21 protein-coding genes (1 of these 21 only partly in view) are annotated in these 18,832 nt (G+C 58.6%); 9 read left to right on the top strand and 12 right to left on the bottom strand.

All coding sequences use genetic code 11. The annotated features are described in order from the left end of the window. Nucleotides 1-290 carry the 5' end (the start) of a protein-methionine-sulfoxide reductase heme-binding subunit MsrQ gene (gene msrQ / locus VDP61_RS08595; RefSeq protein ID WP_323006521.1) on the bottom strand. The gene continues 307 nt to the left of window position 1, outside the view, so 290 of the gene's 597 nt are visible here — the first part of the coding sequence; the start codon lies at nucleotides 288-290; its stop codon lies off the left edge, out of view. 3 nt (nucleotides 291-293) lie between these two features. Further along, nucleotides 294-1,214 (bottom strand): protein-methionine-sulfoxide reductase catalytic subunit MsrP, encoded by a 921-nt coding sequence (gene msrP, locus VDP61_RS08590; protein WP_323006556.1) that lies wholly within the window; start codon nucleotides 1,212-1,214, stop codon nucleotides 294-296. Between the two features lie 167 nt (nucleotides 1,215-1,381). On the opposite strand from msrP, the gene VDP61_RS08585 reads away from it, so the two are divergent. Further along, entirely contained in the window at nucleotides 1,382-1,546 is a 165-nt protein-coding gene (locus tag VDP61_RS08585) for a hypothetical protein (RefSeq protein ID WP_323006520.1), read from the top strand. Nucleotides 1,547-1,721: 175 nt separating this feature from the next. Further along, on the top strand, nucleotides 1,722-2,201 hold the full coding sequence (locus tag VDP61_RS08580) for a fasciclin domain-containing protein (RefSeq protein ID WP_323006519.1): 480 nt from the start codon (nucleotides 1,722-1,724) through the stop codon (nucleotides 2,199-2,201). 186 nt (nucleotides 2,202-2,387) lie between these two features. Here the strand turns inward: VDP61_RS08580 and VDP61_RS08575 are convergent, their stop codons facing one another. From VDP61_RS08575 to VDP61_RS08560, 4 genes are all read right to left on the bottom strand, one after another. Further along, on the bottom strand, nucleotides 2,388-3,656 hold the full coding sequence (locus tag VDP61_RS08575) for a DNA polymerase IV (protein WP_323006518.1): 1,269 nt from the start codon (nucleotides 3,654-3,656) through the stop codon (nucleotides 2,388-2,390). A gap of 282 nt (nucleotides 3,657-3,938) precedes the next feature. After that, complete coding sequence (locus tag VDP61_RS08570; protein WP_323006517.1) at nucleotides 3,939-5,516, bottom strand: gamma-glutamyltransferase family protein; 1,578 nt, start codon at nucleotides 5,514-5,516, stop codon at nucleotides 3,939-3,941. A gap of 555 nt (nucleotides 5,517-6,071) precedes the next feature. Beyond that, a complete protein-coding gene (locus tag VDP61_RS17845) occupies nucleotides 6,072-6,524 on the bottom strand; it encodes an ATP-binding protein (RefSeq protein WP_416236510.1) in 453 nt (150 codons plus the stop codon). A 1-nt stretch (nucleotide 6,525) separates the two neighbouring features. After that, entirely contained in the window at nucleotides 6,526-6,861 is a 336-nt protein-coding gene (locus tag VDP61_RS08560) for an STAS domain-containing protein (RefSeq protein WP_323006515.1), read from the bottom strand. 87 nt (nucleotides 6,862-6,948) lie between these two features. Here VDP61_RS08560 and VDP61_RS08555 point away from each other — a divergent pair, with 87 nt between their 5' ends. From VDP61_RS08555 to VDP61_RS08545, 3 genes are all read left to right on the top strand, one after another. Continuing rightward, entirely contained in the window at nucleotides 6,949-8,121 is a 1,173-nt protein-coding gene (locus tag VDP61_RS08555) for an acetyl-CoA C-acyltransferase (protein ID WP_323006514.1), read from the top strand. A gap of 122 nt (nucleotides 8,122-8,243) precedes the next feature. Continuing rightward, the gene (locus tag VDP61_RS08550) at nucleotides 8,244-8,699 is read left to right on the top strand and encodes a GAF domain-containing protein (protein WP_323006513.1); all 456 of its coding nucleotides are present in this window, start codon (nucleotides 8,244-8,246) and stop codon (nucleotides 8,697-8,699) included. Nucleotides 8,700-8,802: 103 nt separating this feature from the next. Next, nucleotides 8,803-9,453 carry a pseudouridine synthase gene (locus tag VDP61_RS08545; protein WP_323006512.1) on the top strand — a complete coding sequence of 217 codons (651 nt, stop codon included), beginning with the start codon at nucleotides 8,803-8,805 and terminating at the stop codon, nucleotides 9,451-9,453. A 238-nt stretch (nucleotides 9,454-9,691) separates the two neighbouring features. On the opposite strand, the gene VDP61_RS08540 is transcribed toward VDP61_RS08545, so the two are convergent. Continuing rightward, on the bottom strand, nucleotides 9,692-10,378 hold the full coding sequence (locus VDP61_RS08540) for a rhomboid family intramembrane serine protease (RefSeq protein ID WP_323006511.1): 687 nt from the start codon (nucleotides 10,376-10,378) through the stop codon (nucleotides 9,692-9,694). An 89-nt stretch (nucleotides 10,379-10,467) separates the two neighbouring features. Between VDP61_RS08540 and trpS the strand changes: the two genes are divergently transcribed. From trpS to VDP61_RS08520, 4 genes are all read left to right on the top strand, one after another. Then, nucleotides 10,468-11,511, top strand: a complete 1,044-nt coding sequence (trpS, locus tag VDP61_RS08535) for a tryptophan--tRNA ligase (RefSeq protein ID WP_323006510.1) — start codon at nucleotides 10,468-10,470, stop codon at nucleotides 11,509-11,511. A 461-nt stretch (nucleotides 11,512-11,972) separates the two neighbouring features. Then, a complete protein-coding gene (locus VDP61_RS08530; protein WP_323006509.1) occupies nucleotides 11,973-13,247 on the top strand; it encodes an Hsp70 family protein in 1,275 nt (424 codons plus the stop codon). Nucleotides 13,248-13,448: 201 nt separating this feature from the next. Next, a complete protein-coding gene (locus tag VDP61_RS08525) occupies nucleotides 13,449-14,315 on the top strand; it encodes a branched-chain amino acid aminotransferase (protein WP_323006508.1) in 867 nt (288 codons plus the stop codon). Between the two features lie 155 nt (nucleotides 14,316-14,470). Next, nucleotides 14,471-14,926, top strand: a complete 456-nt coding sequence (locus VDP61_RS08520) for a universal stress protein (RefSeq protein ID WP_323006507.1) — start codon at nucleotides 14,471-14,473, stop codon at nucleotides 14,924-14,926. 225 nt (nucleotides 14,927-15,151) lie between these two features. On the opposite strand, the gene aroC is transcribed toward VDP61_RS08520, so the two are convergent. The 5 genes from aroC to VDP61_RS08495 form a co-directional block, all read right to left on the bottom strand. Then, nucleotides 15,152-16,252 (bottom strand): chorismate synthase, encoded by a 1,101-nt coding sequence (aroC, locus tag VDP61_RS08515; protein WP_323006506.1) that lies wholly within the window; start codon nucleotides 16,250-16,252, stop codon nucleotides 15,152-15,154. Then, on the bottom strand, nucleotides 16,249-17,325 hold the full coding sequence (gene pheS, locus VDP61_RS08510) for a phenylalanine--tRNA ligase subunit alpha (protein WP_323006505.1): 1,077 nt from the start codon (nucleotides 17,323-17,325) through the stop codon (nucleotides 16,249-16,251). Before pheS ends, aroC begins: the two co-directional genes overlap by 4 nt. 524 nt (nucleotides 17,326-17,849) lie before the next feature. Continuing rightward, a complete protein-coding gene (rplT, locus tag VDP61_RS08505; RefSeq protein ID WP_323006504.1) occupies nucleotides 17,850-18,239 on the bottom strand; it encodes a 50S ribosomal protein L20 in 390 nt (129 codons plus the stop codon). 12 nt (nucleotides 18,240-18,251) lie between these two features. Then, the gene (gene rpmI / locus VDP61_RS08500) at nucleotides 18,252-18,452 is read right to left on the bottom strand and encodes a 50S ribosomal protein L35 (protein ID WP_323006503.1); all 201 of its coding nucleotides are present in this window, start codon (nucleotides 18,450-18,452) and stop codon (nucleotides 18,252-18,254) included. Nucleotides 18,453-18,575: 123 nt separating this feature from the next. Further along, nucleotides 18,576-18,800 (bottom strand): hypothetical protein, encoded by a 225-nt coding sequence (locus VDP61_RS08495; RefSeq protein ID WP_323006502.1) that lies wholly within the window; start codon nucleotides 18,798-18,800, stop codon nucleotides 18,576-18,578. Between the last annotated feature and the right edge of the window lie 32 nt (nucleotides 18,801-18,832).

The following is an 18,832-nucleotide window of genomic DNA, read 5'->3' as shown; positions in this document are numbered from 1 at the left end:
AGCCATGTCGCCAGATGCAGCCCTATATAGAAGAATGCCAGCAGGCCCACGGCCCGGCGATAGCGGATCAGGTTCACCCCGGCAAAGCGCCGCAACGGGGTGATCGCCAGACCGCCAATCAACAGTTGCAGCCCCCACAGGCCAAGCTGATGTTCAATCTTCTTGACCGGATCAACCCCCAGGCCACCACTGAACAGCAACCAGACCAGCCATAAAAGCGGCACCACCCCCGCCACATATATGGCAAGCGGAGGCACATGGCGCAGCACCGTATTGATAGCCCGGCCCACGGGTCAATAATCCCTGGTCAAATCCTGCCCGGCATACAGGGCGGCGACGTGCTCGCCGTAGCCATTGAACATTTGCGTATCAACACGTTTGGCAAATAGCCCGCCCCCCACACGCCGCTCGGATGCTTGCGACCAGCGGGGATGATCCACGCCCGGGTTCACGTTGCTGTAAAAGCCATACTCACGGGCGTTCAGCATGTTCCAGGTGGTTGCGGGCATCGTATCGGTCAAATGAATCCGTACAATCGACTTGATCGACTTGAACCCATATTTCCACGGCACGACCAATCGGATCGGCGCGCCGTTCTGGTTTGGCAGCGCCTCACCATATAGCCCTGTCGCCAGGATTGTCAGCGGGTGCATCGCCTCATCCAGCCGCAGCCCCTCACGGTAGGGCCAATCCAGCAGCCGGCTGCGCTGGCCGGGCATCTGTTCCGGCCGTACAACCGTTTCAAAGGCGACAAACTTTGCCCCCGGCTGTACGCCAACGCGGTTCAGCAGGGTCGCCAACTCAAACCCGACCCATGGAATGACCATCGACCACGCCTCAACACAACGGAAACGGTAAATCCGTTCCTCCAGCGTTGCACCGCCCAGAATATCATCCAGCGCGTAATCCCCCGGCCTATCGACCATCCCGTCAATTTTCACCGACCACGGGTCAGGCATAAAGCCAGCAGAGTTGTTGGCCGGGTCTTCCTTACCTGTGCCAAACTCGTAAAAGTTGTTATAGCGGGTGATCTCTTCCAGGGTATTGGGCGCGGCATCCGTGGAAAAATCACTGGCGGCTGCGGCAATCCTGGCCTGCGCGCCGCCAGCGACCATCAGCGCCCCTGCCCCGGCCAACAGGCTGCGCCGATTTAGCCACTGCGCCTTGGGCGTCACCTCGGACCAGTTAAGATTTCCGTCAAAACGCTTTCGCATCATCCGCTCTCTCCTATGAATGTCTTGATCAAACATAGCGGCATGGAACCGAAAAGCACCTGAACTTGCGTCACAATAGCGGCACGCGCTTGAAACATGCGTTTGGCGGCCCGATGCATTGCAAGACATATTCAAAAAGATGGGCTGCAGTTCCTACCAAAGGTCTGGTGACTGGCCATGTGCCCCACACCGGCGACAAGGTGCCGTTTCCGGGCGCGGATGTTTATGATTCCTGCACGGCCACCATCAGCCATCAAGCCTGTTCCGGCACGATGGACCCTGCGAACGCACTGTCGGAAAGCACCGTAAAGGATGCCCTGGGGCACGAATAATCACGCATTTGATAACATTGAATTTACTGGACTTGAAAAGCTGCCTTTGCTTAGCGCGGGCAGCTTTTCTGTCAAGTCTGCCAACAAGAATATGTCCCTGATCCAAAACACCGCCCCATCCGTTTCCCTTTTGCCAAGCGAATTTGGCACTGATCACTTCCAAGGGAGACGACCGATGATCCGCAGAACCTTTATCGCCCTGACCGCAGCCGCCTCGATGCTGTCCACCGCTGCCTATGCAGCAGATATGGATATCGTCGATACTGCCGTCGGCGCTGGCAATTTTACCACCCTCGTCGCCGCCGTACAGGCCGCAGGCCTTGTTGACACCCTGAAAGGCGAAGGCCCGTTCACCGTATTCGCACCTACTGATGAGGCATTTGCGGCCCTGCCAGCAGGCACCGTCGAAGATCTGTTGAAACCCGAGAATAAAGACAAGCTGGTTTCGATCCTCACCTATCACGTTGTTGCCGGCAAGGTGATGTCGGGCGACCTGACAGAGGGCATGAAGGCCGCAACCGTTCAAGGTGATGAAATCACCATCACACTGGATGGCGGGGCAAAGGTTAACGGAACCACCGTCACCGCAGCGGATATTGAGGCCTCGAACGGCGTGATTCATGTGATTGATGCGGTACTCTTGCCCCCAATGTAAGGGCCTACTTTTTCTGTTCTTCCCACCGGCCTGCCGCAGATCGCGGTGGGCCGCTTTGCTTTTGGCTTACGGTCATGCCGCCTGCAAGCCCTGACGCCGCAGCAGCCATTCAGCTATGCCCCGCGCATCACGCGCAGTGCCTTCATGTTCCAGCCTTGCCGATATGCCTTTGCCGATCAAAACACCTCAGCGCAATGCTCTGCCTTTGATGATCGCGTCCCGGCCAAACCTGGCGCGGATCTTGTCGGTCGCCGTCTCAACCGCTGCCCGCCTACCGGCATCGGGATCAAGCAAATCGCCGATGCTGTCAGCCTGGCTTTCAGGGCAAAGATCAGAAATCCCGACCCCGATCAGCCGAAAAGACCCCGGCTCTTTGAAACTTTCCAGCAACAACTCGGCCTCACGATAGATGCGATCAGCGGTTTGGGTGGGGGATGCAAGGCTGTGACGCCGGGTGACCGACGCAAAATCGGTTGATTTCAACTTCAGCGTCACCGTCCTGCCCGCAAATTCCTGCGCCTTGGCCCGGTCTGAAACCTGCTCGGCAAGCCGCCAAAGATGGCCCTTCAACAGCTCTTTGTCCGCGATATCCTCGTTGAAGGTGGTTTCTTTCGAGATGGATTTGACCGGCTCATTCCGACTGACCTTCCGGGTATCAACCCCGCGGGAAAGGTGCCACAATCGGTCACCCATGCTGCCAAACCGTGCAATCAGATCCACCCGGTCCCAGCGCCGCAAATCGGCAATCGTGCGTATTCCTGCCTTTTCCAATGATAGCCGCGTGGCCGCCCCCACGCCCCAGATGATAGCCACCGATTTTGGCAACAAAAACGCCTCTGTTTCCTGATGTCCGATCACCGAAAACCCGCGCGGCTTATCAAGATCCGATGCGATCTTGGCAAGAAACTTGTTGTGTGACAGGCCGATGGAACCCGTAATGCCCAACTTGGCCTCCATGTCTTTCACAAGCCCCGCCAGTAGCACCGCAGGGGGTGCGCCGTGCAGGCGGCTGGTGCCGGTAAGATCCAGAAACGCCTCATCAAGCGAAAGGGGTTCGATCGCAGGGGTCAGCGCCTCCATCATGGCCCGGATTTCGCGGGAAACGGCGGCATAGACAGCCATTCTCGGCCTCACCACTGCGGCTTCGGGGCAAAGTTTAAGGGCCTGAAACATCGGCATGGCTGAGCGAACGCCTTTGATGCGGGCGATGTAGCAGCAGGTGGAAACAACCCCCCGCATGCCGCCGCCGACAATAAGGGGCACATCGCGATATTCAGGGTGGTCGCGTTTTTCGACCGAGGCATAAAAAGCATCGCAATCCATATGGGCTATGGAAAGGTTTGTCAGTTCCGGGTGAAAAACAAGGCGAGGCGAGCGGCAGGCCGGACATCTTTTCGGCGCCGGTGCCAAGCCGGTTTCAAATGAGGTAAGACAGGCGCGACAAAGACCGGGCATGGCGCAACCATAGCAGGGCGTAGGCGCGGGGAAAACGGCCACGCGCACCCACATGCGCCTTATTACAGTATATCTATCGCGCTTCGCCTTGAATCTGGCCCGCATATCGCTGTCTGAAATCAAAGATTTCACTGCGCCGCGTTTCAAGGCAAAGCCGAAACACGATAGGGGCAGCGGTTTTATCCGTTTCAACAGATCCACGGCATAGCGATTGCATCCGCTTTGCCGGCCTTCCCTGGCAGCGCCTTTCAAACCCAGCGCGCACCAGATCTCTGGCTGGTTTCAATAGCCCAGGGCGCAACCATCTTTGCGGGGGTCTGATGCGCCCTCCAGCAACCCGTCAGCGTGAAGTTTGATGGCCTGCGCACCGCCAAGCGGAACCATAGGGGTTTTCACATCATGGCCGCGCGCCACCAGATCGGCGCGGACAGCATCGGAATAGCCACGCTCTACCTCCATACCTTCAACCCCTGAAAAACAACGCGGGGCGTCTATCGCAGATTGCGGGTCCATACCGAAATCCTGCAAATTGGAAACAAGCCGGGCGTGGCCACACGGTTGGTAAGACCCACCCATCACGCCAAAGGGCATGGTAACGCGCCCCGCCTCGGCGATCATACCGGGGATAATGGTGTGCATCGGGCGCTTGCCGCCCCTGGCCTCATTCGGGTGACCTTGCTGCAGGGTAAATCCTGCGCCGCGATTCTGAAAATTGATACCGAATTTGTCAGAAGCCAGACAAGCACCAAAACTGTGATAGACCGAGTAAATCAGCGAGACCGCCATACGATCCTTATCCACCACGGTGATATAGATCGTATCCTTGTGAACTGCTTCGGCAAGTGGGGCGGCCGCGGCCATGGCGCGCTTTGGGTCGATCAACGCAGCCAGCTTTGACGCGGTTTCGGGGTGGAGCATATGATCAAGCCGGGTGGTTTGATCGGCGTCGGCAAGAAAGCGGTTGCGGGCGTCATAGGCAAGCTTGCTGGCCTCGGCCTCAATATGTGCGCGGTCTGCGCCAAACGGATCCATCGCTGAAATGTTGAAATGTGACAGGATATTCAGCAAAAGAATCGCCGTGGCACCCTGACCGTTTGGCGGATGTTCAAACAGATCAACGCCTTTGTAGGGGCCCGAGACAGGTTTCACATAGTCGCATTTGGTGGCTGCAAAATCATCCAGCGTATGGGTGCCCCCCAAAGCGTTAAGCGAGGCGACCATATCTTGCGCAACCTCGCCTTCATAAAATCCGGCGCGGCCTTCGCTGGCGATGCGGCGCAGCACCTCGGCCTGACCGGGGGCGCGAAACATCTGGCCAAGCGTCAGCGCCTTGCCGTTGGTCAGCAAAGTTTCGCGCGCACGACCTTGCAGCAGATGTTCCGCCTCGGCCCAGTCTTTGGCGACACGGGGGGCGACGGGAACACCATCTTCGGCATAGCGGATCGCAGGGGCAAGGATTTCGCCAAGCGACATGCGGCCCCAATCGGCAGAAAGCTGACAAAACGCATCGACAGCACCGGGAAGCGTAACCGCCTCGGGCGCATAAAGCGGCATCGCGGCCATGCCTCGGGCGCGCAGCGCTGCCGGGTCAAGGCCTTTGGGGGCACGGCCAGACCCGTTGAGGGCGTGGATATCCTCGGACCCGGCGGGTTTGAACAGGACAAAGCAATCACCGCCAAGCCCCGTCATCTGCGGCTCACAAAACCCAAGCAGAACCGCCCCGGCAATTGCCGCATCCACTGCATTGCCACCAGCTTTCAACACGTCGATCGCCGCACCTGCGGCCAAAGGGTGCGAAGTGGCACACATGCCGTTCGTTGCGTAAACAGCCGATCGACCCGGTTTTTGAAAATCGCGCATTGCTACCCTCTTGCAGTGATTTAGCCAAACCTAATGGGAAAATCAGCAGAGTGGAATTCGTTTCTTTTCGCCCTTTATGGTGCCATGCCACAGCCGTAACGGCCCATAGCGGTTTTGGCCGGGGCCAAACTGGTCTATAGCAGGCGGCTGTAAAGCACAGGCCTCGGCGCTACGATATGGGTGGGGGCAATTACCGCAGCGCCGAGGGAAGCTATATGCAGCTACACCGACCATAAGGGGCAAAAACTGTGGCAAGTTCAGGGGAAAACAAAGGCAAGATTGCGTCACATCTGTAAATATAGCGTATCAACACTGACTTAAATCGCAGCCCCTCACATGACGCGTTGGAATCTATGAGTTCAGGCCGCGATATGTGAGTAAGGTTCAAGGCGAAACGCTTTGGGGGTAGGCCTGATGCCAGCCTTGCCGAATTGTCTGCGGTGGGCGCGCGTTGCCCCCCGACCAAAGCGCATAATCAGGCAGCAGCTCAAGGCAGCACAGGCAGGGCATGACACATTCAGGGTATTGGCTGACTGTGATTATACGCAACACGCTTTACTGATCAGTCGGCAGAGGAAGGAAGAAGGAAAGGTGATTACACGCTGCTATGCGCCTGTACGCAAGATCCCGGACCAGATTGCGGATCAAAAACCAGCCAAAACCGCCCTCTGGCAACTCGGTCATCACATCAATCTGAGGCAGAGTGCCCGATGGCGGTTCTTTCTGCGGAAAAGCCGCGCCCTGATCAATGATCACCACATGAATTCCGCCGGCTTGCTGATTCAGCCTGATACTGATTTCGCCAGAGGCGTTGGAATAGGCATGCTCAACTATATTGTTCAGAACCTCGGCCAGAACAATCTGGACAGTGCCCCGCGCTTCAGCATCCAGATTGCGCAAGGCAGGGCCGGCCAGCAGACAGGCCAACCCATCTCGGACGGCGTTCGGATCACCTGCAATTTTCACCTGCACGGTCTGCCTTTTGTTGCCACCATCTGATTTGACCATCTTAGCCAGCTTTACGCAGGCCGTCGGGCAAAGTTGGATGGATGGTAAAAACCGTATCCATCCGCGTCAGACGGAACACTTTGGCCACTGTGGGCGTCAGGCCGACCAGTTCCAGTTTGCGCGTTGTTCCAAGCTGCTTCATCACGCCAACCACAGCGCCCAGGCCGGAACTGTCAAGAAACGCCACCTGCGACAGATCAAGCAGCACGCGGTCAGATGCGGCCTGCGTCATCTCGCGCATGCGTTCCTTGAATTGAATGGCGCTGGCGGCGTCAATGCGGTCTTCGCAGACGGTGACAACCAATAGGGCGCCATGCGCCTCGGCAGTCAGGTTCATCCTGATACTCCTTCACGAATTCGGGACTTGCAGGCTATTGCCCAGTGGTTAGCATTCGGTAACCGAAAATCGGACAAGGGGGCAGAAATGCAAAAAGTTGTCATTGTGGGGGCTGCACGGACGGCTATGGGAGCGTTTCAGGGGGCATTTTCGGGTGTTTCTGCGGCGGTTCTGGGCGGGGCCGCGATTCGCGCTGCTTTGGGCAAGGCCAACCCCGCCTTGGTCCAAGAGCTGTTGATGGGCTGCGTTTTGCCCGCTGGCCAAGGCCAGGCACCGGCACGTCAGGCGGGATTTGCGGGCGGTCTGTCCAAAGCGGTGCCTGCAACCACGCTGAACAAGATGTGCGGATCGGGAATGAAGGCGGCGATGATCGCGCATGATCAGATCGCGCTGGGCCAGACCCATGTGATGATGGCCGGCGGCATGGAAAGCATGACCGAAGCCCCCTATCTTTTGCCAAAGATGCGCAGCGGGGCGCGTCTGGGCCATGCCGGGGCTATCGACCATATGTTCCTTGATGGGCTGGAAGATGCCTATGACAAAGGCCGCCTGATGGGTACATTTGCCGAAGATTGCGCGCAGGCCTTTCAATTCAGCCGCGAAGATCAGGATACCTATGCACTGGCATCATTGTCGCGCGCTGTCGCGGCGCAAACCTCGGGCGCGCTGGCAGCCGAAATCGTGCCCGTGGCCGTAACCACCCGCAAGGGCGCAGTAACCGTCAGCGCAGATGAGCAGCCGGGCCAGGCGCGCCCCGAAAAGATCCCAGGCCTGAAACCGGCCTTTCGCAAGGATGGCACGGTCACGGCGGCCAACGCCTCATCAATTTCCGACGGGGCTGCGGCGCTTTTGCTGGCCTCCGAGGCGGCTGCGCGCGAACATGCGTTACCAATCCGCGCCTATGTCATGGGGCACGCCAGCCACGCCCAGGCCCCGGCTGATTTTCCAACAGCCCCGGTGCCAGCCGCCCGCAAATTGCTGGATCGGCTGGGCTGGACCAAAGAAGATGTTGATCTGTGGGAAGTGAATGAGGCCTTTGCCGTCGTCCCCATGGCCTTCATGCGCCAACTCGACATTGCGCATGACAAGATGAATGTGAATGGCGGCGCATGCGCCCTCGGCCACCCGATAGGGGCGTCGGGCGCGCGGATCATCGTGACCCTTTTACACGCCCTTGAAGCGCGGGGCCTGAAACGCGGTATCGCCGCCATTTGCATTGGTGGCGGCGAAGGCACCGCAATCGCGATAGAGCGGCCCTGACCCGTTCCCCGCGTTCCTTTAGGCCCAAACACCCAAGGTTCTGCCCCATTCTGCACCAATGCCTCGCGCGCGACAGCATGGGTAGCCCCGCCCCTCACTTCACTTCACAGAAAAGCAAATTCATGCCCGATTATGCCCAGCTTGCCCAAACCCTCCATGCGCTCTGTCACGCCGAAACCGATAGCGTCGCCCTGATGGCCACCGTTGCCTGCGAGCTGCACCATGCGCACGCCTTGTCCGACTGGACCGGCTTTTACCGCGTCGTAGCGCCCGAACTGTTGAAGATCGGCCCCTATCAGGGCGGTCACGGCTGCCTTGTAATCCCGTTTTCGCGGGGGGTCTGCGGCGCTGCGGCTCGTACCGGGCAGGCGCAGCTTGTTCCTGATGTTGATGCCTTCCCCGATCATATTGCCTGCGCTTCCTCTACCCGGTCGGAACTGGTTCTTCCGGTCTGGAACGGTGCGGGCAAACTATTGGGTGTTCTTGATCTTGACAGCAATACCCCCGACGCCTTTACCGAAAACGATGTCACGCAATTGTCCCGGCTGATGGCCAGCCTGTTCCACAATGCGGTTTAAGGCAGGGCTGCCACCCCTGCGCGGCCCAACCACGGACAGGCAGCCACGCCTGATCACAGGACATGCGATTGTCTGACGCCCCGGCTTGGGATAAACGCAGCGGATGAACGAATTTGTCTATACCCCACCGATCACGCCACTTTCCGTGATCTATGCCGACGATCATATTGTGGTCGCGGACAAACCGTCTGGCTTGCTGTCTGTGCCGGGGCGGGGCGCGGCGCGCAGCGATTGCCTGATCAACCGCCTGCGAGAGGATTTCCCCGATATCTTGCTGGTGCATCGGCTGGATCAGGACACCTCGGGCGTGATGATATTCGGCCGAACCAAAGCCGCGCAGGGGTTTTTGGGCCAGCAGTTTGAGAAACGGCTGACCAAGAAGATTTATATCGCCCGAGTCTGGGGCGAAGTGACAGAAGAGAGCGGCCGCGTGGATTTGCCCCTGATCGTGGATTGGCCGAACAGGCCGCGCCAGCATGTGAATTTTGAAACCGGAAAGCCTTCGGTCACCGATTGGCGGATTTTGAAACGAGGCCGCGATGAGACCCGGATGCGGCTGACCCCGCTGACAGGTCGAAGCCATCAGTTGCGGGTGCATATGCTGGAAATCGGGCATCCGATTTTGGGCGACCCTCTATACGCCAGCGGGCCGGCGGCGGCATTTCCGCGCTTGATGCTGCATGCAGACAGTCTGAAAATCCGGCATCCCGAAAGCGGGGCGGCGATGAGTTTTTCGGCTGTGTGTCCGTTTTGAGGGGGGCGTCGCCTGTTGCCCCCTTGCGCGGCGTTTTATTGCATGGCCATTGAAAAATAGTGATTTAAAGCGTTTTGCGTTAAATCTGACTCAGGCATCGCTGCCTGCAATCAAAGATTTCAACGCGCCATGTGATAGGCCTTGGTTCAAGTCAAAGGCGAAACGCTATAATCATCTTCAATTCCTGTCTGCGGCGATCTGGCTATTTTTCAGACGGCCCAGGCTGCCCGCCGCGCCCTCACCTTTCCCGTATCTTCTCCTTTACCCGCGCCCAGCCGCCGGGGCTGACGACAAACGACAAGAAGAACCCGACAAAGAACCCCGCCAGTTCTGCCACCCAATCCCAGCCGCCGCCAAACAGCAGGCCGAATAGCAATTGTATGGCCATCAGCATGCCGATCAGGGAAAACGCGCGGTATTGGCTGCTGCCGGTATCAGCCAGGTTGGTCCATAAAAGGAAGGTAAACGCGCCGATAAGCCCGTATACCGGGGGGTAGCCACCGATCAGGGGGATATGGATGAACGGCAAGGCGGTATAGGTTAACGCCCCCGCGAGGGTAGCGCCAAAAAACACGACAAGAACGGCCCATGGGCGGAACACCTCGCCCACCATCTTGCCCAGCGCCAGCAAGAACACCACAACAAACAGCGCATGGGTAAAGTTCAGATGAACCAGCGGGTAGCTGACAAGGCGCAGCAAATGCTCAGGCGGGTAATAACTGTTGGCGATCATCTCACGCATGAAGTCGGGGGAAAAGGCAAAGCGTTGCACGGCATCCTGCCGCCAGCCGACCCCCGTGGCCCCCCCGACAAAGCCCGCCGCCGCAAGATTCAGCACCGCCTCCATCGCGATAAGGGGCAGCGCCAGCAGCCAGATGACCACGGGCAACGGGTTAAGCGGGGCGGCGTTGTGATCTGTCTGCATATAGCCTCATCTGATGGGGCTGTTGATTGACGCCCCTTTGCGGCAAGAGTAAGCGAGATGCAGCACAATTTCCAGATGGAGTATTCCCTATGACAGAGCCGGTCCAAACGCCTCGGTCCGCTTTCCCGACCCGTGTCTTTTCCGGCATTCAGCCGTCAGGCGGGTTGACGCTGGGCAATTACCTTGGCGCGCTGAAGCGTTTTGCCGAAAAGCAGAATGAGGGGATCGAGACGATTTATTGCCTGGTCGATATGCATGCAATTACCGTATGGCAAGACCCGGCAAGCCTGCGCCAGCAAACCCGCGAGGCGGCAGCCGCATTCATTGCTTCGGGGGTGGACCCTGCACGGTCGATCCTGTTCAACCAGTCACAGGTCAGCGCACATGCCGAATTGGCGTGGATTTTCAACTGCGTAGCGCGGATGGGCTGGATGGGGCGGATGACCCAGTGGAAGGACAAGACCGCCGGCAAGAACTCTGAAAACGCCTCGTTGGGTTTGTTTGCCTATCCTGCCCTTATGGCTGCCGACATTCTGGCCTATAAGGCGACGCATGTGCCGGTGGGCGAGGACCAAAAGCAGCATCTGGAATTGTGTCGCGATATTGCGACCAAGTTCAACAATGACTTTGGCGTGGATTTCTTTCCGATTACCGAACCTTTGATCGAAGGCGCCGCGACGCGGGTGATGAGCCTGCGCGATGGCACCAAGAAAATGTCAAAATCGGACCCGTCAGATCAAAGCCGGATCAACCTGACCGATGATTCCGATATGATTGCCAAAAAGATCAAGAAGGCCAAGACCGACGCAGAGCCTTTGCCAAGCGAATTGGATGGGCTGAAAGACAGGCCCGAGGCGCGAAACCTTGTGAATATCTATGCCGCTTTGACGGGGATGACAGCCGAGGCGGTTATTGCCCAGCATGGCGGGTCGCAGTTTGGCAGCTTCAAACCTGCGCTGGCTGATCTGGCCGTATCGGTGATGAGCCCGATCACCTCGGAAATGAACCGGCTGATGCAAGACGTGGCCGAGATTGACCGGATTTTGGGCGCAGGCGCCGCGCGAGCCGATGCGATTGCCCGCCCGATCGTGAATGAGGTTTACGATATCGTGGGGATGATCCGATCACGTTAAAGCCCGGCAAGAAGTTTTGGCCATTGTAACCAAGGTAACAGCGGCGCGGGGGCGGGCCTGCCATAATAAAAGCGCGGCATATTTTGGCTGTGTCGGTTCGGTCCCCCCTGTGCAAGCAGGTCGTGCTGGCTTTTATTGTGCCCCCCGGATCTGTCCTTGGGTCCGGGGGCTTTTAATGGTGTAGCGTTGCGTTCGGGCCCCCTGCGTTGGGGCTTTGAAACAGCGTGCAGGTTCGTCAACTGTTTGGTTCCCCAGAGCTGTGGCCCGTTTCGCCGGGTTGGCTAACCCGTTTCACGCCCTTTTCCCGCCCCGGAAAAGGGCGTTTTTTTGGCTCAAAGCATATCACCTTTGGCCTGCTGCATCAGATCAGGGCTGAAATACCCTGGGCCGCAAGACCGCAGCTTTACTTGGGCGGCAAACCCGCTTACACCCCGCGCCTTTCGCAAGCTATGGGGGCCGGAATGAAACGGACGACGCAAGTATGTGGCATCGACTTCGGCACCTCGAATTCGACAGTCTCTATTATGGCAGGTGGCACCGCGCAATTGATCGCGCTGGAAGGCCGTTCCCCGACCATTCCGTCAGCCGTATTCTGGGACAGCGAAGGTGCCGCGCCAGAATTTGGCCGCGCAGCAATTGCTGCCTATACCGAAGGCTGGGATGGGCGGCTGATGCGGGGGTTGAAATCAACGCTCGGCTCGCCCCTGATCCATGAAAAGACCCGGGTGGGCAACCGCGCCTTGGCGTTCACAGATATCCTTGGCTGCTTTTTCGGCCATTTGCGCGATAAGCTGGACCAGGTGCAGCCCGGTACGCATCACGCGGTTTTGGGCCGACCTGTGCATTTTGTAGACAACGACCCCGAGGGCGACGAGGCCGCACAGGATGTGCTGCACGCCATTGCCCGCGACAATGGGTTTGAGCATGTCGGGTTTCAGTTTGAACCGATCGCAGCGGCGCTGCACTACGAATCCACGGTCGAGGCCGAGGAACTGGTGCTGATTGTGGACATCGGCGGCGGCACATCGGATTTTTCGATCCTCCGGGTCTCGCCTGCGGGGCGCAGCAAACCCGACCGAGATCAGGATATTCTGGCAAGCCACGGCATTCGCGTTGGCGGCACCGATTTTGATCGTTTGCTGTCGCTGGCGCAGGTGATGCCCGCACTGGGTCTGGGGTCGCCTATCAACAAAGGCAAAAACGTGATGCCTTTGCATTATTATCACGATCTGGCGACATGGCACCGGATCAACGCCATCTATGCCGGGCGGGCGCTGATAGAATTGAAGCAGATCAGATATGACGCTGACGCGCCGCAGGTACTTGACCGCCTGATTGGCGTGATTGAGGGGCGCAGCGGTCATTCCATAGCCATGGCCGTTGAGGCAGCCAAGATTGACCTGTCAGAAACCCTGGCCACGCCGATACGGCTGACCGAGTTTATCGGGATGGATACCGGCGCCACCCGCGCGATATTCGACGCCGTGGTCCACAAACCTGTTGCCCGTATCGCCGAGGCGATTGCGATCGTGTTGGCCCAAGCCGGGCTGCATCCGGGGCAGGTCGGGCCAAACCGGATCGGCACCGTGTTCATGACGGGCGGCTCCTCCAGCCTGCCGATCGTGCAGGCTGCGGTGCAGGCCAGCCTGCCGGGCGTCAGGATTGCCACGGGCGATCTGTTGGGCAGCGTTGGCACAGGCCTGGCGCTGGATGCCGCGCGGCGGTTTGGCGGATAGGCAGCACCCAAGCCCCATGAAAAAGCCGCAACCAAACCGCATTTTCACGAACGGCAGCACGCAAAGATGCGTTCAGGGCGGTTGAATGGCCAAACCACGCCAAGGCCCCCTTCGATTCATCCAAGGGCCGGGCGCGCGAGGGCTGGACCAGGGCCCGGCAGAGTGGTTTACTCGGCCCGATGAAACTGAAAGGCTTGACCAATGGCATTTGGCACCAATATCCGCACCTATTTTGAAGGCAAATGGCATGATGGTGATGTTCCGATCATGCGGGCGGCAGACCATGGGTCTTGGCTCGGGTCTTCTGTGTTTGACGGCGCGCGGCATTTTGACGGCGTAACGCCCGATTTGGCCCGCCATTGCAGCCGCGTGAACCGATCTGCCGAAGCGCTGATGATAACCCCAAGCGTTGACCCCGAAGAAATGGAGGCGATTGCCCGCGACGGGTTGCGCGCCTATGGCCCCGGTCAGGCGGTCTATGTGCGGCCGATGTATTGGTCACTGGATGCGAATGAATTGGGGGTGGGGCCCAAGCCCAACTCTACCGGCTTTGCGCTTTGTCTGGAACAAGTGGCAATGCCGGACCCCGAGGCAGCCACCACATTGACCCGCACCCGCTTTCGTCGGCCCGTGCTGGAAGATGCTGTGTGCAACGCCAAGGCGGGCTGCCTGTACCCCAATAACGCGCGGATGCTGGCCGAGGCGTCATCGAAAGGGTTTGGCAATGCCTTGGTTGCCGATGCGCTTGGCAATGTAGCCGAATCCGCGACGGCGAATGTGTTTATGGTGCGGGACGGCGTCGCCTTTACCCCGGTTGCCAATGGCACGTTCTTGTCGGGAATCACGCGCGCACGGCATATTGCCAATTTACGCGCCGATGGGGTCGAAGTCGTCGAAGCTGTGCTGACATTTGACGATTTTCACGCAGCGGATGAGGTTTTTCTATCTGGCAATTTTGCCAAGGTAACGCCCGTGAAAGCCTTCGACGATACGCAATATCAAATTGGCCCCGTGACCCGCCGGGCGCGGCAATTGTATTGGGATTGGGCACATAGCGCCGGATCGTAACTCGCGATGTGATGGCCACGGTTCTGCATCGCCCGCCTTGGTATCATCCGGTTCCAAGGCGGTAAAAGCCGGTCTCGAAAAGCAAAAGCCTGCCAGAAGGCTTGCAAACCCAAACGCAGATACGCCATTATCTGCGGGCAAAGACGAGGAACAAGATGCGCAAGTTTATGGTGGTACTGGATGACAGTCGCGAATGTTTGAACGCCATGCGCTTTGCCGCGTTGCGTGCAGCCCGTACCGGCGCGGGGGTACAGATTTTATCGGTGATCCCCCCGGAAGAGTTTCAGCATTGGATGGGGGTTGCCGACCTGATGCGGGCCGAGGCGCGCGAACGGATTGAGGCACATTTTGAGGTGTTCGCCAAGTGGATGCGCGACAAGCAGGGCGTGAACCCCGAACTGGTCATCCGCGAAGGTGACCCGGTGACCGAAATTTTGGCGCAGATGCGCGAAGACCCCGAAATCGGGATTCTGGTCTTGGGTGCCGGCAATGACAAATCCGGCCCCGGCCCCTTGGTCACACAGCTTAGCCGAAGCTCGGGCGGATTGCCGGTCCCGATCACGATTGTGCCGGGTGACATGTCCAAAGAGCGGCTGGAAAAGATTACCTGACGCCCCTGCGGTCACCGCCCCATCGTGGCCCTCCCAGGGTAACGCCTTGGGGCGCTGGCGTACTGGCTTTAGCTTGGAACAATACCTATCACATGACGCGTTGAAATCTTTGATTTCAGGCGGCGTTATGTGAGGAAGGCTTTAAGTAGGGTATAGGCGCGCCCGCTTACCCTGTTGGGCCAAATGCCCGCCCCGCAAAGCCCACTGGCGTACACCCGGTTCAAGTCAGCCGATTTTTCCGCGAATACCGCCGGTCTGGCCGCGATCAAGCAAGGCATGGTCCAGCAAGACACAGGCCATCATCGCCTCACCCACCGGCACCGCGCGAATGCCTACGCAGGGGTCATGCCGCCCCTTGGTGATCAAATCCACCTCTTCGCCCGTCACCGTCACCGTCTGGCGCGGCGTCAGAATCGATGATGTCGGCTTGACCGAGAACCGCACCACAACATCTTGCCCGGTTGAAATACCGCCCAAAATGCCGCCCGCGTGGTTGCTCAAAAACTCCGGCCCGCGCTCGCCCATCCTGATTTCATCGGCATTCTCCACGCCAGTCAGCATCGCTGCCGCCATGCCCTCGCCGATCTCCACGCCTTTGACCGCGTTGATTGACATCATCGCCGCCGCCAAATCGGTATCCAGCTTGGCATAGATCGGCGCACCAAGACCGGGAACCATGCCCCGCGCAGTCACTTCGATCACCGCCCCGACAGAGTTATGACTTTTGCGCAACCCGTCCAGATACTCGGCCCAATGCCCTGCCGCGACCGCATCCGGCACCCAGAAAGGATTTTCCGCAATCTGGCCCCAATCAAACCGCGCGCGGTCAATCGTATGCGGCCCCATCTGCACCATATAGCCCGTGATCGTAAGGCCGGGCAAAAGATGCGCCAGTGCCGCGCGCGCGACACCGCCCGCGGCAACCCGTGCCGCCGTTTCACGGGCCGAAGACCTGCCACCCCCCCGCGGGTCACGCAGCCCGTATTTCTGATGGTAGGAAATATCGGCATGGCCCGGCCGGAATTTCTGAACGATATCGCCATAATCCTTGGACCGCTGATCGGTATTTTCAATCATCAACTGAATCGGCGTGCCGGTTGTGTGCCCCTCATAAACCCCAGACAGGATGCGCACCTGATCGGCCTCTTGCCGCTGGGTGGTGTATTTGTTCTGCCCCGGCTTGCGTTTGTCCAGCCAGGGCTGAATATCGTTTTCTGTCAACGGCACCCCCGGCGGGCAACCATCGACCGTCGCCCCCAGCGCCGGACCGTGGCTTTCGCCCCAGGTCGTCACACGAAACATATGGCCGAAGGTGTTGAAACTCATGCCACGCCGCCCGCCAGTTCCGGCACGTTCAGCGCCGAGAAACCGTAATGGCGCAACCAGCGCAGGTCGGATTCAAAGAACGCCCGCAAATCGGGGATACCGTATTTCAGCATTGCCATCCGGTCAATTCCCATGCCAAAGGCAAACCCCTGCCATTCATCCGGGTCCACACCCGCCGCCCGCAGCACTTTCGGATGCACCATGCCAGAGCCAAGAACCTCCATCCAGCCGTCGCCCTCACCAATGCGCAACTGCCCATCAACCCAGGAACACTGAATATCCACCTCTGCCGATGGTTCGGTGAAGGGAAAATGCGAAGCGCGGAACCGGGTTTTCACCGGCTTGCCGAAGAAGGCGCTGAAAAACTCCTCCAGCACCCATTTCAGATTGGCCATGGAAATATCCTTGCCAATCACCAAACCTTCGACCTGATGGAACATCGGCGAATGGGTTTGGTCCATGTCCATGCGGTAGACGCGACCGGGGCAGATGATGCGAATGGGCGCGCCCTGATCCAGCATCGCGCGGATTTGCACGGGGCTGGTGTGGGTGCGCAGCACATGCGGCGGGCGGTCATCGCCCTCGGCGCGGTTCATGAAAAACGTGTCATGCTCTTGCCGCGCGGGGTGCTCGGGCGGGATGTTAAGCGCGTCAAAGTTATACCAATCGGATTCCACCTGCGGCCCTTCGGCCACGGCAAACCCCATATCGGCAAAAATCGCAGTCAACTCCTCGGTCACCTGGCTTACCGGATGAATCGTGCCTGCCGCGCGTGGCCGCCCCGGCAACGTCACATCCAGCCATTCCGAGCGCAGTCGCATTTCCAGCGCCGCATCGGCCATCGCCGCTTTTTTGGCCCGCAGCGCCGCGTCAATCTCATCCTTCAGCGCGTTCAGCGCCGCGCCGAAGGTGCTGCGCTCCTCAGCCGACATTTTGCCCAATTCGCGCATTTTCAGGCTGATTTCGCCCTTTTTGCCCAGTGCGGCCAAACGCACCTCTTCCAAAGCGGCCTCATCCCCCGCGCCGGCAACTGCGGTCAGGTATTTGCCCTTCAAATCGTCAAGCGCGCTCATTCTCAGCCTCCGAAATTTCTTGCGTTGTTGCTAGCGATGCCGCCAGCCAATTGCAATACCATGCCCCCTGCGCTTTCTGTCCGGTAAAAATATCCAAGGGGTTTTCAGACCACATGGCCAAAGCGGGCAGCGTGAGGGCATTCAAAAGGTTTGACCATTTGACAAGTGACAGGGCTTTTATTTCCAATAAGTTACGGGGTTGGGCGCGCCCCGGCATGGCATGCCTTGCCCAGATTGGCCTGAACCGCAATCTTTGGGCCGGATACATCCACAGGGCCTATGCAGGGCGGGATAAGCGAAATACAGGGCTGGAACGCTGCTTCAAAGTTTCAGGCTGCGCCGCCAATTCCCAACGTGCCCTACCAAACGGCGGCCGTGGTCGCAGCTTTTGGGCTGTTAGGGTGGTAGGTGTTGAACGCACAGATCACTGCCCCCTTTTCAGGCGGCGCAGGTGAAGGCGGCGCAAGAAAAAAGGCCCTGCGGTTCTCACCAGCAAGGCCTCTCAAAGTCTTAATCTACCAAGATCAAGCGGCAGCTTTGGCTTCTTCCGATTTATCGAAAGCAGCCTTGGCCGAGGCCGCGATGGCGTTGAACGCCTCTGGCTCATGTACAGCCAGATCGGCCAGAACCTTGCGGTCCACCTCAATACCCGACAGCATCAAACCATTGATGAAGCGGGAATAGGTAAAGCTTGGGTCAAACAACCGCACAGCCGCGTTGATTCGCTGAATCCACAGCGCGCGGAAATTGCGCTTGCGGGTTTTACGGTCACGGGTGGCGTATTGGTTGGCTTTATCAACCGCCTGCGTTGCAGTGCGGAAGTTGGTGCTGCGCGCGGCATAATAGCCCTTGGCAGCTTTGATTACCTTGCGGTGACGGGCGTGGGTAACGACGCCAGATTTTACGCGGGACATCTTTGGCTCTCCTTACCGGTTATACGGCATGTATTTTTTGACGATCTTGGCATCGGCATCACACAGGATCATGGTCCCGGCGGTGTCACGAATGAATTTCGTCGTACGTTTGATCATGCCGTGGCGTTTACCGGCGTGGCCAGCTTTTACCTTACCGGAAGCGGTGAAGGTAAAACGCTTCTTGGCCGCAGATTTGGTCTTCATCTTGGGCATTTCCATCTCCTCGTTCGAGTGGTTATCGCGCGACTCGGCATGCCACTTTGGCCGGTCGGGCGGTTCATAGAGCGCGTCGTGTAGGATGGGCAGGCCCCAAGCGCAAGCCAAAAATGCAAGGCATCAACGGAAATAGCGGCCAATCACGTTGTAAAACACCTGTGGAATTTCGGCAAAGGTGTAACCGCCTGCTTTATTTTGCACCGCCACGACAACCAGCACACCCGCAATCAACACAAGTACCGCCCCAGCCCGTGGGGAACGACTTTCAGAAAACGCGGAAAGCATAGAGGGAATGGCAAGAACCCCGATCACCATGCCGACAACCAAGAACAGGTCGGGGTCCATGCCATGCTCCAAATACCTGACTTATTTCAGGT

It is taken from the genome of Pseudorhodobacter sp. (assembly GCF_034675685.1).
GTDB lineage: Bacteria > Pseudomonadota > Alphaproteobacteria > Rhodobacterales > Rhodobacteraceae > Pseudorhodobacter.
The sequence above is the reverse complement of the archived record's forward strand: the minus strand, read 5'-3'. Positions and strand labels throughout refer to the sequence as shown.

Coding starts and splice junctions, on each gene's coding strand:
- msrP (WP_323006556.1), bottom strand. CDS start 1,214: ATGCGAAAGCGTTTTGACGGAAATCTTAACTGGTCCGAGGTGACGCCC.
- VDP61_RS08580 (WP_323006519.1), top strand. CDS start 1,722: ATGATCCGCAGAACCTTTATCGCCCTGACCGCAGCCGCCTCGATGCTG.
- VDP61_RS08575 (WP_323006518.1), bottom strand. CDS start 3,656: ATGCCCGGTCTTTGTCGCGCCTGTCTTACCTCATTTGAAACCGGCTTG.
- VDP61_RS08570 (WP_323006517.1), bottom strand. CDS start 5,516: ATGCGCGATTTTCAAAAACCGGGTCGATCGGCTGTTTACGCAACGAAC.
- VDP61_RS17845 (WP_416236510.1), bottom strand. CDS start 6,524: ATGGTCAAATCAGATGGTGGCAACAAAAGGCAGACCGTGCAGGTGAAA.
- VDP61_RS08560 (WP_323006515.1), bottom strand. CDS start 6,861: ATGAACCTGACTGCCGAGGCGCATGGCGCCCTATTGGTTGTCACCGTC.
- VDP61_RS08555 (WP_323006514.1), top strand. CDS start 6,949: ATGCAAAAAGTTGTCATTGTGGGGGCTGCACGGACGGCTATGGGAGCG.
- VDP61_RS08550 (WP_323006513.1), top strand. CDS start 8,244: ATGCCCGATTATGCCCAGCTTGCCCAAACCCTCCATGCGCTCTGTCAC.
- VDP61_RS08545 (WP_323006512.1), top strand. CDS start 8,803: ATGAACGAATTTGTCTATACCCCACCGATCACGCCACTTTCCGTGATC.
- VDP61_RS08540 (WP_323006511.1), bottom strand. CDS start 10,378: ATGCAGACAGATCACAACGCCGCCCCGCTTAACCCGTTGCCCGTGGTC.
- trpS (WP_323006510.1), top strand. CDS start 10,468: ATGACAGAGCCGGTCCAAACGCCTCGGTCCGCTTTCCCGACCCGTGTC.
- VDP61_RS08530 (WP_323006509.1), top strand. CDS start 11,973: ATGAAACGGACGACGCAAGTATGTGGCATCGACTTCGGCACCTCGAAT.
- VDP61_RS08525 (WP_323006508.1), top strand. CDS start 13,449: ATGGCATTTGGCACCAATATCCGCACCTATTTTGAAGGCAAATGGCAT.
- VDP61_RS08520 (WP_323006507.1), top strand. CDS start 14,471: ATGCGCAAGTTTATGGTGGTACTGGATGACAGTCGCGAATGTTTGAAC.
- aroC (WP_323006506.1), bottom strand. CDS start 16,252: ATGAGTTTCAACACCTTCGGCCATATGTTTCGTGTGACGACCTGGGGC.
- pheS (WP_323006505.1), bottom strand. CDS start 17,325: ATGAGCGCGCTTGACGATTTGAAGGGCAAATACCTGACCGCAGTTGCC.
- rplT (WP_323006504.1), bottom strand. CDS start 18,239: ATGTCCCGCGTAAAATCTGGCGTCGTTACCCACGCCCGTCACCGCAAG.
- rpmI (WP_323006503.1), bottom strand. CDS start 18,452: ATGCCCAAGATGAAGACCAAATCTGCGGCCAAGAAGCGTTTTACCTTC.
- VDP61_RS08495 (WP_323006502.1), bottom strand. CDS start 18,800: ATGGACCCCGACCTGTTCTTGGTTGTCGGCATGGTGATCGGGGTTCTT.